This is a genomic window from Microcoleus sp. CZ3-B2 (assembly GCF_036705055.1).
In the GTDB taxonomy this organism is placed as follows: domain Bacteria; phylum Cyanobacteriota; class Cyanobacteriia; order Cyanobacteriales; family Microcoleaceae; genus Microcoleus.
Genome location: NZ_JAUBTN010000073.1, coordinates 20,325 through 33,684, shown reverse-complemented (window position 1 = coordinate 33,684; position 13,360 = coordinate 20,325). Strand labels below are relative to the sequence as shown.

At 45.5% G+C, this 13,360-nt stretch carries 11 protein-coding genes; 8 read left to right on the top strand and 3 right to left on the bottom strand.

The features are described 5' to 3' along the window. The first annotated feature begins 158 nt into the window (after positions 1-158). A complete protein-coding gene (locus QUA97_RS24435) occupies positions 159-1,118 on the top strand; it encodes an SPFH domain-containing protein (RefSeq protein ID WP_194065930.1) in 960 nt (319 codons plus the stop codon). 109 nt (positions 1,119-1,227) lie between these two features. Here the strand turns inward: QUA97_RS24435 and QUA97_RS24430 are convergent, their stop codons facing one another. Then, the gene (locus tag QUA97_RS24430; protein WP_194065931.1) at positions 1,228-1,620 is read right to left on the bottom strand and encodes a Fur family transcriptional regulator; all 393 of its coding nucleotides are present in this window, start codon (positions 1,618-1,620) and stop codon (positions 1,228-1,230) included. A gap of 268 nt (positions 1,621-1,888) precedes the next feature. Between QUA97_RS24430 and purS the strand changes: the two genes are divergently transcribed. The 3 genes from purS (at position 1,889) to QUA97_RS24415 (ending at position 3,851) form a co-directional block, all read left to right on the top strand. Continuing rightward, on the top strand, positions 1,889-2,173 hold the full coding sequence (gene purS / locus QUA97_RS24425; RefSeq protein WP_194065932.1) for a phosphoribosylformylglycinamidine synthase subunit PurS: 285 nt from the start codon (positions 1,889-1,891) through the stop codon (positions 2,171-2,173). 2 nt (positions 2,174-2,175) lie between these two features. Next, a complete protein-coding gene (gene purQ, locus QUA97_RS24420; protein WP_333196678.1) occupies positions 2,176-2,877 on the top strand; it encodes a phosphoribosylformylglycinamidine synthase subunit PurQ in 702 nt (233 codons plus the stop codon). A 170-nt stretch (positions 2,878-3,047) separates the two neighbouring features. Next, positions 3,048-3,851, top strand: coding sequence for a DUF4058 family protein (locus QUA97_RS24415; protein WP_333196676.1), 804 nt, complete (start codon positions 3,048-3,050; stop codon positions 3,849-3,851). 101 nt (positions 3,852-3,952) lie between these two features. On the opposite strand, the gene QUA97_RS24410 is transcribed toward QUA97_RS24415, so the two are convergent. Beyond that, positions 3,953-4,516: a hypothetical protein gene (locus QUA97_RS24410; RefSeq protein WP_333196674.1), complete on the bottom strand. Its 564-nt coding sequence runs from the start codon at positions 4,514-4,516 to the stop codon at positions 3,953-3,955. Between the two features lie 130 nt (positions 4,517-4,646). Between QUA97_RS24410 and QUA97_RS24405 the strand changes: the two genes are divergently transcribed. From QUA97_RS24405 to QUA97_RS24395, 3 genes are all read left to right on the top strand, one after another. After that, the gene (locus QUA97_RS24405) at positions 4,647-6,962 is read left to right on the top strand and encodes a calcium-binding protein (RefSeq protein ID WP_333196671.1); all 2,316 of its coding nucleotides are present in this window, start codon (positions 4,647-4,649) and stop codon (positions 6,960-6,962) included. 280 nt (positions 6,963-7,242) lie between these two features. Then, the gene (locus tag QUA97_RS24400) at positions 7,243-7,473 is read left to right on the top strand and encodes a hypothetical protein (RefSeq protein ID WP_228049725.1); all 231 of its coding nucleotides are present in this window, start codon (positions 7,243-7,245) and stop codon (positions 7,471-7,473) included. Next, positions 7,470-7,817: a type II toxin-antitoxin system PemK/MazF family toxin gene (locus tag QUA97_RS24395; protein WP_194065937.1), complete on the top strand. Its 348-nt coding sequence runs from the start codon at positions 7,470-7,472 to the stop codon at positions 7,815-7,817. The genes QUA97_RS24400 and QUA97_RS24395 overlap by 4 nt, the downstream gene beginning before the upstream one ends. Positions 7,818-7,866: 49 nt before the next feature. On the opposite strand, the gene QUA97_RS24390 is transcribed toward QUA97_RS24395, so the two are convergent. Beyond that, positions 7,867-10,449 carry a PhoD-like phosphatase gene (locus tag QUA97_RS24390; RefSeq protein ID WP_333196668.1) on the bottom strand — a complete coding sequence of 861 codons (2,583 nt, stop codon included), beginning with the start codon at positions 10,447-10,449 and terminating at the stop codon, positions 7,867-7,869. A 282-nt stretch (positions 10,450-10,731) separates the two neighbouring features. Here QUA97_RS24390 and QUA97_RS24385 point away from each other — a divergent pair, with 282 nt between their 5' ends. Then, positions 10,732-12,888 (top strand): CBS domain-containing protein, encoded by a 2,157-nt coding sequence (locus tag QUA97_RS24385; RefSeq protein ID WP_333196666.1) that lies wholly within the window; start codon positions 10,732-10,734, stop codon positions 12,886-12,888. Positions 12,889-13,360: the final 472 nt, after the last annotated feature.

Below are 13,360 nucleotides of genomic sequence, written 5' to 3'. Positions count from 1 at the left end.
TAGTCAGTAGTCAGTAGTCAGTAGTCAGTAGTCAGTAGTCAGTAGTCAGTAGTCAGTAGTCAGTAGTCAGTAGTCATTAGTCAGTAGTCATTAGTCAAAAGTTAACAGTCAACAGTCAACAGTCAACATTCAACATTCAAAATTGATAGGAGGCAACTGTGGAACAATTATTTTTACTCGTGTTTTTAGCACTAGGCGGTTCGGCCCTCGCAGGTTCCGTCAAGATTATCAATCAGGGAAATCAAGCATTAGTAGAGACTTTAGGTAAATATAATGGCAAGAAACTCGAACCTGGTTTAAATTTTGTGACGCCGTTTTTCGATCGCGTAGTTTACGAGCAAACTATTCGGGAAAAAGTCTTAGATGTTCCCCCGCAAGCTTGTATTACCCGCGACAACGTTTCGATCACGGTTGATGCTGTGGTTTACTGGCGAATTGTAGACTTGGACAAAGCCTGCTACAAAGTTGAAAATCTTCAGTCAGCAATGGTAAATATGGTGCTGACTCAAATTCGCGCGGAAATGGGTCAACTGGATCTCGAACAAACTTTTACGGCTCGTTCTCAAATTAATGAAATCTTGCTCAAAGATTTAGATATTGTTACCGATCCTTGGGGAGTGAAAGTAACGCGGGTAGAATTGCGCGATATTATCCCTTCTAAAACTGTACAGGAATCGATGGAATTGCAGATGGCAGCCGATCGCCGGAAGCGGGCGTCGATTTTGACATCCGAGGGCGAACGGGAGTCGGCAGTTAACAGCGCCAAAGGTAAGGCGGAAGCGCAGGTTTTGGATGCAGAAGCGCGCCAAAAAGCTACTATTTTGGAGGCGGAAGCTCAACAAAAGGCGATCGTCCTGAAAGCGCAAGCAGAACGCCAAAGTCAGGTTTTGAAAGCACAAGCTACTTCTGAGGCCTTGCAAATTATCGGTAAAACCCTGCAAAACGACCCCAATGCGCGGGAAGCTTTACAGTTTTTGTTAGCTCAAAATTATCTGGATATGGGCTTAAAAATTGGCAGCAGCGACAGCAGCAAGGTGATGTTTATGGATCCGCGCAGCATCCCCGCTACGATGGAAGGATTGCGATCGATCGTTGGGGAAGGTAATAAGATTGATTAGTCATTAGTCATTAGTCATTAGTCATTAGTTGGGAATAGGTAATTGGTAATTGGTTGCTTTTTGTTGAGAAAATTAGCTATTCCCAATTCCCAATTCCTAATTACCAAATTTAAGATTGTTGAGCGAGAGTACACCGATCGCACAATCCGAAAAACTCCAAAGTATGATAATAAATCTTGAAAGAATGAGATTGTTGTAATTGGCTTTCTAGGTGATGGACGGGGCACTCATCGATCGTGATGGACGCGCCGCATTCGAGACAAGTGAGGTGATGTTGGTCTTGGTGGGCGGCACCGTAGAGAGATTCGCCGCTAGCGAGGGTTCTGACGTGAACGAAGCCCTCCCGCTTCAAACCGTCGAGGGAACGGTAAACAGTTGCTAAACCCATGCTTTGGTCGCTGTTTCGCAGTTCTAGATAGATATCTTGCGCTGAGAGCGATCGATTCAGGACTTTGAGCAAGTTTAAAATACGCTCCTGACTGCGGGTGCGGTTGGTTCTCATAATTTTTTTGTGTAATCTGCTGAAATCACATTTGTCCCTGCTTCTAGGCTATCTTACTCGGGAGAGTCAGTTGGTTTTAGATTTGAGATTTGAGATTTACTTGCTGCAGATCGATCTGGGAACACCAACAGCAGTCTAAAATTTTGGGTACTCCACGACGATTTTCCGGGGGTGGTAGCAGTTTCTTGGAGTTCCCAGGTCGATCGCGCGCAACCTGGTTGTAGAATACAATGGCGCTAACTTGCACATCACCCACCGCAACATTCCCGTGACTCAGAAATATCTTGCCCAAATCTATGTTACCCTCCGCCCTTCGGTTTTAGACCCGGCCGGTACTGCCGTACAGTCCGGTTTGCAACACATGGGATACGACAATGTTGAGGGCGTCCGCATCGGAAAATACGTTGAATTGACGCTGACTGCTGCGGGCGAATCGGAGGCCCGCGAACAACTCGATCGCGTTTGCGACCAACTTTTGGCAAATCCAGTTATTGAAAACTATCGCTTTGAGTTGACTGCAATTCCTGTTGCTGTAGAAACAGCGGGGGTATAGGAATGAAATTTGGAGTTATTGTTTTTCCCGGTTCAAATTGCGATCGCGATGTGGTGTGGGTGACTCAAGGGTTACTCCACCAACCGACGCGGATGATTTGGCACGAAGATACCGATATTTCGGATATTGATATCATTGTAATTCCCGGCGGTTTCAGTTACGGAGATTATTTGCGGTGCGGCGCGATCGCCCGTTTTTCTCCGGCGATGCGAGCTACGGCAGAACACGCCAAACAAGGTAAACTTGTACTCGGCATCTGCAACGGTTTTCAGGTGTTGACAGAAGCGGGTTTGCTCCCCGGTGCTCTGGTGCGGAATGCGGGATTGAATTTTATTTGCGATCGCGCTTCGTTGAAAGTTGAACGCGGTAATACTCGTTGGACTGCAGCTTATACTACGGGTGAAATCATCGATTTGCCGATCGCCCACGGTGAAGGCAACTATTATGCTGATGCCGATACTTTGGCAGAGTTGGAAGAACACGATCAAGTGTTATTTCGCTACTGCACAGAGGCGGGCAAAATTAACGATGCTGGGAATCCCAACGGTTCGTTAAATAATATTGCGGGCCTTTGCAATCGGGCTGGCAATGTGTTAGGAATGATGCCGCATCCTGAGAGAGCATCCGATCCGATGTTGGGCGAAACAGATGGGGTGAAATTGTTTCAAGGGTTGCTGATGGCAACTGTGGCGGCTGTTTTGTAGTTCATATTTACGACATTGTTGTAGATACCGTAGGGTGCGTCGCTCTTGTAGGGAAACGGCATTGCCGTGTCCCTACTTTTCAGGGACACTCGAAAATCTCGCAGCGACGCATCCTACAAAATTAAAAATGCTAAAATGATTTGAGAGTCAATACATCGGAGAACAGTCCTATGCCTTCACCTTTTCCTGGAATGGACCCCTACTTAGAACACCCCGATTTCTGGCAGGAAACTCACAATCGATTGATTATCGCGATCGCTGATACCATCATGCCTCAAATTCGCCCTAAATATGAGGTGGCAATCGACAAACGCATCTATGAAATTACCGATCCAAATGACAGTAACAGCGACTCCCTTTTAGTAGGTATCCCCGATGTCGCGATTAAGCGTCAATCTAATAACCCGAATATTCCTACAGGTTCAGTTGCCACTTTAACTATAACACTTCCGACTACCGTCAAAGTGCCTGCTCCTGAAAAAATTAAACAGACTTATTTGGAAGTGCGAGAAATGGCAACGAAACAAGTTGTCACCGCAATTGAAATTCTTTCTCCTGTGAACAAACGTAGTGGAGAAGGAAGAATTACTTATCTCAAAAAACGCCAGAGTATTTTAGGTAGCTTAACCAATTTAGTGGAAATCGATTTACTACGAAAATGGGAATCTATGCCCATTCTTAACAATTCCATTCAAAGCGATTATCGGATTTTAGTCAGTCCCAGTAATCGCCGTCCGTTTGCCGAACTTTATGCTTTTAATCTCCGCGATTCTCTACCTATATTTCCGCTTCCCTTGCGCGAGGAAGATGTAGAACCTATTGTTAACTTACCAGAATTATTTGCAGGTGTTTACGATCGCGCTGGCTATGATTATCGGATCGATTACGATCGAGAACCCGTACCGTCTCTATCGGAAGAAGATCGGGTTTGGGCTACCCAAATTTTGCAAGAAAAAGAACTTGGAGATAATTAATTATATTTTACTTTATATCCTAGGGTTAGTCGCGAGCGACCATCTCTAAATCAACTTGAAAATTTCGCAGCGAGGCACCCTACAAATATCTCGCATCTTAGCTATGATAATTCACGCAATATTGTTTCTATCGTCACATCTGGCAGACCAAGCAACTGAGCGATTTGGCAGGGTTCGATACCTTGACTGTGCAACTTACAAACGACTTCAGCAACATCAATTTCTAGCCGTTCGATCTGAGTTTTGAATTTCGATTCAGTGGCGTATTTGTTGTCAGATTTGCTAGGCCCAGAAAGACAGGGGTTGAGGTTGAGGGTGTGGACGTATTCGACGTATTGAATATAATCTCTACCGAAGTTTGAAGTATTGCTAATATTTCTGCGATCGATCGCAGCTTTGAGATTGCCTTTTTGCATCTCTTCATTCATAACTACCGATAGAGTTTTGAGTAGCTTGTAGCCGACTTCTCGGACATATTTTGTAGTGTAGCGGGTGTCACGGGCGATCGCTTCGTAGGTTTTGCCATCATACATTCCCTGCAACACTAACTGCTGTAGCGTGTTGAGATGTTTACCTGTTTTTTCAAATATTAGACCATCGACCAATTTCAGCAATTCGTTATCGTCAGGGACGGCTTGCAACGGGCGATCGTCGTTGGGCTGCATGGGTTAAGTGAAGAAATATAAAGTTAAGGAAACTTCGGGCTTTTTCAGTCTTTTTCAGGCTTTTTCAGCCATGACATAGATGAGACAGGTGAGGTAGATTTCTTAAATCACCAACACAAAGCAACAGTATATGCCTGACAATTTAGCTTTGCTGGACAAGAACGATGACATATTGAACGGTAGCAGCGCCAAGAATCAAGCGGATTGCGGCTGTGGCTCGAAAAAAGCCACGACTCAAGAGACGGTATCGAATGCTCAGAATATCCAGAATATCTTTAGCTTGGGAAGCAACGATACGCTAGAAAGTTCGATCGCGCCAGACTTGTTGAATGGTAACACGGGAAAGGACTTTATCTCCGGTAGTGTTGATGGGGATATCGGGCGATCGACTTCTCAAGTCAGCAGTGGTTCACTTTCAAGCGATGGTAGTGCTTACATTTTAACTGAGGGAAGCGACACATTTACGATCGCGATCGGCTTGCTGGATACCCTCATAGGAGGTTTGCGGGGTTTAGGCGGTGCGGATTCGATTACTGGCTCAGAATCCGGGGATATCGTCTATGGCGATGAAGGAAATGACAGCATTGAGGGCCTCGGTGGTGCTGATTTGCTCTACGGCGGTGCGGGAAACGATTTTCTGAGTGGCGGTGCGGGCCAAAATGGTCTGCTTGGCGGTGAAGGTGCAGACACCTTGCAGGGTGGTGAAACTGCTGATGGTGTTAACGGAAACGCAGGTAAGGACGTAATCTTCGGTGCTGGCGGAGACGACTTTTTGCGAGGTGGTCGCGGTAACGATATTGTGAATGGGGAAGATGGCGATGACTTCCTGATTGGCGATTTGGGCAATGACACTCTGACTGGTGGTGCAGGTCAAGATATATTTTTTCTGCGCTCTGAGGCGGCTTTAGGCTCTCCTACGTTTGACTTAATCACCGACTTTCAAAGAACAATTGATTTCATCGGACTTAGTACAAATCTTAGGGAATCCGATATTGTTTTGGAGTCGAAAGTGCAGCCGTCTGGTGGTTCTGCTGTGGATATTAAGGTGGCTGCAACAGGGTCATTGTTAGGTACTGTTTTGGGAGTGACACCGGACGATTTAAAAGGTCGTTTCAGACCTTATGATGTGGAACCAGAGCGTCCTGAAGATAAAGTTACAATTGATTTACCGGAAGTGCAACAGCTATCTGACAACAGATTCCAGATGGAATTTCCGGCGAGTAATGGTAGCAAATATACAGTAGTTTTTCAAGATGATGCTGACGGACGTTTCGTAGAGTCAGTTATATTTGTACCCAATCGCACAACGGGTGTTCGTGGTAGTACAACACGCTTGAATCGAGATGGTACAAGCGCGGATATTACTCTTGAAGGCTCTAATGAAACTGTACGAGTTCAGTCTCGCCAGAAGGCTGAAAATGGAAACCAAGAGGAAGGTGTAATATCGCGGATCAAAGATGGTCAGATTTTTGATACTGTAACTTTTCCTCTGCCAATTGAGCCGACCGTACCTACTAATCCTGAGCCACCAGTTACTCCTCCGACCGTTGGTCAACCAGATTTTGCGACAAATTGTCAGCCGCTTAAAGACTTCTGTGAAGGAATTGGCAAAGTGGCTAAAGTGGTGGATTTTGTTGCTAACGTTGCATTAGTTACTGGTATATTGTTTGCTGCTCCTAGTGGGGGACTTAGCGCATCACTTGACGTTATTGGACTAGGATTGAAGGGAGTATCAACGGCGTTGACAGTCATTGACTACAGTTGCAAACTTCTTACAGGTAGCGATAAAGACCTTGGTGATGCGGTAATTGATCAATTGAAGGGAATAGGAATTGAGAAAGCTCTCAAATCCGCAGGACTTGCTGAAGACTTAGAAAATGCTGTAGGAGGTACTTTAGATTTATCTTCATCTACTAAGGATCTCATTGATTCATTTGGGGAAGAGGAGCCGACAGAACCTTCTAAAACAAACTTTTTGCCTCAGATCCGAAAGTTTCTTGCTAAAAAGTATAATTTTCCATTAGACTTTTGCGACAAACCTGCAACTACGCCTGAACCAGCACCAACTTGTTTGCCAGGAGGAGGTTCATCCATTAAAGTAGAACTCATCCCTGACCGCATCCCCTATGGACAAACGGCACAATACACACTGACATACTGCGATTCAAAAAACGAAATAGACAATTTTCTCGTAGAACTTGATACAGCAAATGGAACACAAACCAAAATTATTCCCGTTTCCTCTTTCAGTGGCACGATAAGTTTTGGGATACGAAACAAGCCAAACGCTTTTGGGGACTGTATTACATCAGGTCAATCCGTGAGGGTTTCAGGTAGAAGTGGCAATCGTGAGTCACTTGAAATTGCAAATTTCACAAATTTTGGTCTTGATGGTGGATTACGTGATGGGCCCATTGCCAGTTACTGTGATGTAGAGTTGGTTTAAGGGCGATCGCTATTAGGACTTACCGGGGCCTCAGAAACCGGGTTTTTTAGAGAATCTGTGGGTAACACGAAGTATTTTCGTAAAAAAACCCGGTTTCTTTGGTTGGGTGCGTAAGTTTTGGCTATTTAATAAAATTGGTAGGGGTGCGATCGCCCTCTTGGATTCAGCTATATTCAAAGAGGTAGGCGATCGCCTCTGATGAGGTGAGTATTATGGTAAGGTATGCTTCACATCACATATATTCTATAATTGAGAAAACTTGACAACAAATATAACTGTCATGAGAGAGTTAATCCAACAAGAATTAGAAAAGTTCGATCGAGAACAACTCCAACAAGTATTTGAATTTATTAGCTTCCTGAAATTCCGTGCCAGATTAGTGACTATTCCTGCGATCGATGAAACTAACTTAGCTGCACTCTACAGCGAATTTGCCGAAGAAGACCGACAACTTGCGGAACTTGGAATCAGCGAATATTCAGAACTCCTCAAACATGAGGATTTGGGATGACAATCAGACGAGGTGAAATCTGGATTGCCAACCTCGATCCAACACAAGGTTCCGAACAAGCAGGCGTGCGTCCCACAATTATTTTTCAAAACGATACAATTTCGAGATACACAACTACTGTTATCAGTATTCCTCTCACAACTAATCTGCGCCGCGCCTCTCTTCCTTCCTGTGTTTTAATTCCTGGGGGCGAGGGAGGATTGACTCAAGATTCTGTTGCATTGTGCCATCAAATGCGAGTTTTGGATAAAACAAGATTGCGAAATAAAATTGGTGAAGTCAATCCAGAGATACTGGTAAAATTAGAAAATATCATATTATTTACCTTGGGTTACTTGCCTTAAAAAAGAAATCCTCGGCGATTGAAACCGGCGGTTTCTCACCGCCGGGAATCTAATCATTTTCATCCAATCCCAGCGGCACAAAATACTGACTGTAAACCACACTATCAGGCTCCCAAAGGGGCCGCCAATAGACATTCTGGATCACCGCCTTCTCCCCATCACCCTCAGCCGGCCACTGAAAACTGACGATCGCAATATTACTGTATCCCACAACCTCATCACCCTCTTGTAGCCAGCGATTCCGCCACAACAGCGCTATAAAATTCCACAACCTATGCAGCCACGACAATTGTTTATTTTTGTGCGTTCTAGTTGACATCTCACCATTTTCATGAGGCAAAAATACCCTAGCTTTTTGTCGTTTCATCCAGTCAATTCGATAGCCCCAATCAGGAAAAAATTGCCTGTTCCTCACAGCAGCAGCCACAGCCTTCTTTCTGCTACCTCTCGAAATTTTCACCAACTCCAGCGGCTCATTCCATCCCCAACATTCGTGGGATCGCTCTGGAAACACCGACTTAATCTTAGTATGAATTACATGAGTTTTCCACTCTTCATTAATCAAAGCACTAGCCGTTAACTGCGCCAACACAGAATATTTTCTATCTGTGATTTGAGATTTTATATCCAACTCAGATCCAGGGGACAAACACTCAACATCCGGGCGACAAATGCCAAAATGCTTGTCAGACCAATAACTCAGCCGCACAGCAGCAGCATAGTGAATATCCCCCGTCAAAACAACCACCCGATCGCGCTGCTTAAAAAACTCCGACAACAGCTTCATAAAAGCCAGTTCATGAAAATTCCAAGCATCCCCCGCATCGCTATTAAAAACCTTTCCCTGTTTCAAATCTAACTTTTGCACCGCATCAATAATCCACAAACCCACCAAATTAGTCGGTAAAACTACCAGCGTCGCCTCAATCTCAAACTCCCCAGTTTTATTCAACAAATCAGTCTCCCGCAATGGCTGCTGAATTTGCTCTTCAAAACCCTTGTGAGTCAAAAGCATCGGTGGCTCGATCGCACTTTCGGTCGGATATCCCCGCCAAGTCCGCGTATCCAGCACAATCACCTCATGCTTAAAACTTCTCACAGTAAAATGCCAACTCAAAACCTCACTTACACCCTCGCCCTCCCGATCCAAAATCAAAACATCATCATCTAACTTTAACTTCGGCAAACCAGTCTCAAGATCGACCGCCGGAATCCCCAAATACGAAGCCGCCTCTTCCCAAACAGCAACATCAGTCCCCGCCGAATTCGACCACTTTTGGGCAGCCTTTAATAACTTATCTCCGACATTTTCGCCATCGAACTGTGCGGGCGTATTTCCCCAAGCCTGAAACACAGCATAAGCCAGCACAGCATTCTGCACCACCCGGCGTCCCAGCGGTTTACCCAGCACCCGGTAACACCACTCCCGATTCAAATACCAATCATCGCTAACATCATGATCGTCACAAATCATATAAGTCGGAATATTAGCCAGCGCCCGCCTCACCCTCCACAAATTGCCAGCAAAACCGCCAAGTTCAGCAACTTCTCTATCCCAGACTTTTGCCCGCCCAGAATCTAGACAAATATCCTTACCCTTCGGAAAAGTATCGCACCAAAGTACAGGCGACCAAACTAACAAATACATCGCGCAATATTCGCCCAAACCGAACAAATGACTTTTCGCCTTATCCGGTTTATTCACCAACATCGCCGTAAAGCCGGCAAAATCTCTGGCAATATCGCTGCGAGTCCCCGGCTTTAACTCAATTGGCTTTTTGTAGTCAGACTCAGCCTTAGACTGTTTCCGAATAGGCGACTCTCTAAAAATTTCCCTTTTTTGGCCAACTACATTTTCGTTTTCTGAATTTTTAGGTATACTGATACACAAATTCAAATTCTTTTTAATTTGGGCATCATTCATCAGGGGCAAATTTTCTTCCCAGCCCAAAAGTGTATCGCCAGCATCCGTCAAAGCCCACAGCAGGGGATCTGCAACGTCATCCCCGTAAATTTGGTCGCCTGTTAAAAACAGTTGGTGGGGACGAAAATTTGCCATTCCTGCAAACTGTGCGATCGAATTATCCAAGATTGGCAGTGCATCTCTGCCGTCTCCCTGGGGCTTGCGACAAGAACCGTGAACGATACGCAAATAGTTTAAATCCTGCGGTGGCAGGGCAAAAGTCGGCAACCCGTGAGGGAAATAACCGATCGTCTCCGGCGAGGAAACTGACAAATTAGGGGATGCAGGCCACAAGCAAGAAAGGAGATTTTCTTTCTCATTTTCTGGAACTGCAACCTCCGAGGGCGAATCAGGACTCGCAGCAAACTCTATGTCATAAGCATAAATTTTTCCGTATGTCAAGACTTTGCTGTCGATCGGTTTAGCCGTCACGGCCACTACGTGCAGGTATTTCCCGATCGCCACGGTAGTGTTCGTACCTTGGAGTAACGGTGCACCGAGAATTTCGCCGGTGCCGCCCTCAGTCGCATAAACCTTGAGTTCTACTTCGCGGGGTGCTTTCAGAGCCAGCCAAACTGTCACCGCCCCTGTTTCAGTCCGGCGCAAAATCGGACCGGCCAGGATGAGCGGCAAGTGATGAATTCGATGATTTAATGGTGTCCACGACATAGGATTTAAACAAATAAAAATTAAATCAGAGGTTTTCTAGCAATCAGATTTGAGGCGATCGACCGTAAGTCAATTTTCCATTTTCTATTTTTTATTCACTTTATTTACTTCACAGATCGATCGCCAGAGTCCGAACATCAGTCTAAAATTTGGGGCTTTCCACCACAGCCAGGGGGAGGGTTGTATCTGTTTATCGGTCGGTAAACCGCTTAATTAATGCTAATTCTGGCAACCCGCGCGCGCCAAATTGTAACAAGTCATTAAGAAAAATTAATAATCACCATGCTACAAGAAGAAAATTTACAGCATTTCCTAGATTCAGTCCCGCAACAAGTAATTAAACCATCAGAATCCCCTGTAGAGCGCAACAGCCCACCGCTCTACTTCTCACCTTTAGATCGGGCGATCGACCGCCACCCCCTCACAGTGGCTGCAGAAACCCCGATCGCCCAAGTGTTAGCTCTCATGAACCCGATGCGCGTCTCGTGTCAGCTTTGTAGCGAAAAACAAAAAGCTCTTCCGGGCCCGGCAAAGCGCAGTTGCGTCATAGTTGTGGAGGACGATCGCCCGATCGGCATTTTTACAGAAAGGGATATCGTCAAGCTAACAACCGTCGAAGCTTGCGCCATCAAACTGACCATTGCTGATGTCATGACTCGATCGCCAATTACCCTCAAACAATCCGAGTCTCAAGACATCTTCACAGCTATGTTCACCTTGCGCCAGTACCAAATCCGGCACTTACCCGTAGTGGATGAGGGCGATCGACTCGTGGGAATCATCACCCGCGAAGCCATTCACGAAGCCCTGCAACCGGTCAACTTACTCACGAATTTACGCTCTGCAGAAGATGTAATGACTAAGGAAGTCATTTGTGCCCCAGAAACTGCCTCAGCCCTCGATTTAGCCGTGCTAATGGTCAAACATCGAGTTAGTTGTATCGTCATTGTCGAAAAACCAATTCAGCATCCACAGCGGGCGATCGTACCAATAGAAAATTACCTTATTCCCGTCGGTATTGTCACCGAACGCGACATCGTGCAGTTTCACGCCCTCGAATTAAACCTTTCCCAAATTTCCGCCACTGAGGCGATGAGTGCGCCTTTATTTTGCATATCTCCTGCCGATTCCCTCTTCCGGGCCCACCAGGAAATGCAGCGACACGGAGTCCGCCGTTTGGTAGTAGTTGGCAGTCAGAGAGAACTTTTGGGTGTCATCTCCATAACAAGTTTGCCGCAAGTTTTTAACCAATCTGAAATGTACGGGACGATCGAGCTTTTGCAGCAAGCAGTAGACGATCGAGCCGCCCAATTGCAGAAAACAAACCAACTTTTGCAGCAAGAAATTTTAGAGAAGCAGCGCGCCCAAGAAGCCCTGCGCCAAGCCCACGACGACTTAAAAAAACAAGTTGAAGAACGCACGGCCCAACTTTTAGAATCAAACGAATTATTGAGACGAGATATTATTAAGCGCCAGCGAGTCGAAGAAGTGCTGCGGACAAAGCAAACTTGCTTGAAAAATCAAGCACAGCAATTAGAAGAAACAGTGCGGAAATTGCAGCAAACTCAAAGTCAATTAGTCCAAACCGAAAAAATGTCTTCTTTGGGACAAATGATTGCCGGCATCGCCCACGAAATTAACAATCCCGTGAATTTTATCTACGGCAATCTGTCCCACACCAATCATTACATCAAAGAATTGATCAAACTCTTGGATCTTTACCAGAAACACTATCCCGAACCAGTCTCGGAAATTCGGGAAGCAGCAGCAGAGATGGAAATCGATTTTTTGGTGGAAGACTTATCTAAGATGCTGTCTTCAATGCAAGTAGGAACCGAACGCATCCGCCAAATAGTTTTGTCCATGCGTAATTTTTCGCGATCGGATCAATCTAACGTCAAACCCGTTGACATTCACGAAGGACTCGACAGCACTTTGTTGATTTTGCAGCACCGACTCAAAGCTCAAGGCAGACATCCAGCAATTCACATTATTAAGGAATACGGCGATTTGCCCCGCGTCGAGTGCTGTGGCAGTCAAATAAATCAAGTATTTATGAATATTCTCGGTAATGCGATTGATGCCTTAGATGAAGAAATCTATAACGGGGAGTGGGCGAGTAAAAATGGTAAAAATTCACCGCCATCGATTCCTAGTTCTCCCTTAACTATTCCCGCTATTACAATTCGCACTGAAGTTGTTGGCGATTCTGTAGCGATCCGCATTTCTGACAACGGGCGGGGCATACCGGATGATATTCGCAGCCAATTATTTGACCCATTTTTTACTACCAAACCAGTCGGTAAGGGTACGGGTTTGGGGCTGTCTATTTCCTACCACTTAGTCGTAGAAAAGCACCGAGGGCGGCTTGAATGCGTTTCCGAAGTCGGAGTCGGTACCGAATTTGCGATCGAAATTCCGATCGTCAGCAGTTGTTAGGAAAGCAGTTGGTAGTTGGCAGTGGTTAGTGGTTAGGAAAGCAGTTGGCAGTTGGCAGTGGTTAGTGGTTAGTTGTTAGTCAGCAGTTGTTAGTCAGCAGTTGTTAGTCATTAGTCATCAGTCATTAGTCTGATTTTGGAGGAAGAAGGAAGATTTTCCTCATCTCCCACTCTCCAGCAATCTGCCAAATCTGCCAAATCTCCCAAATCTGCCAAATCTCCCACTTTCCCCCAAATCTCCCAGTCCCCCAGCCCGTCGTGCTAAATCCTAAAAATTCACAATTTTTTACATAACACCAGAAACCCTAGCAAAATCAATCTTTCCCAATCTCAAATCGAAAAATGCAAAATCTCAAATCGTCTAACTTTGGCATCCCCATACCCAATTAATCGAACTCACTCTCCCCTTTGGCTCATCCACCAGCGCCTTTGTGCGCGTTCCCCTCGCGCCGTACAAGCCATCAACTGCCCGC

Bases quoted from the DNA above. Each gene is read 5' to 3' on its own strand.
- QUA97_RS24430 (WP_194065931.1), bottom strand. From the start codon at position 1,620: ATGAGAACCAACCGCACCCGCAGTCAGGAGCGTATTTTAAACTTGCTC.
- purQ (WP_333196678.1), top strand. From the start codon at position 2,176: ATGAAATTTGGAGTTATTGTTTTTCCCGGTTCAAATTGCGATCGCGAT.
- QUA97_RS24415 (WP_333196676.1), top strand. From the start codon at position 3,048: ATGCCTTCACCTTTTCCTGGAATGGACCCCTACTTAGAACACCCCGAT.
- QUA97_RS24410 (WP_333196674.1), bottom strand. From the start codon at position 4,516: ATGCAGCCCAACGACGATCGCCCGTTGCAAGCCGTCCCTGACGATAAC.
- QUA97_RS24405 (WP_333196671.1), top strand. From the start codon at position 4,647: ATGCCTGACAATTTAGCTTTGCTGGACAAGAACGATGACATATTGAAC.
- QUA97_RS24400 (WP_228049725.1), top strand. From the start codon at position 7,243: ATGAGAGAGTTAATCCAACAAGAATTAGAAAAGTTCGATCGAGAACAA.
- QUA97_RS24395 (WP_194065937.1), top strand. From the start codon at position 7,470: ATGACAATCAGACGAGGTGAAATCTGGATTGCCAACCTCGATCCAACA.
- QUA97_RS24390 (WP_333196668.1), bottom strand. From the start codon at position 10,449: ATGTCGTGGACACCATTAAATCATCGAATTCATCACTTGCCGCTCATC.
- QUA97_RS24385 (WP_333196666.1), top strand. From the start codon at position 10,732: ATGCTACAAGAAGAAAATTTACAGCATTTCCTAGATTCAGTCCCGCAA.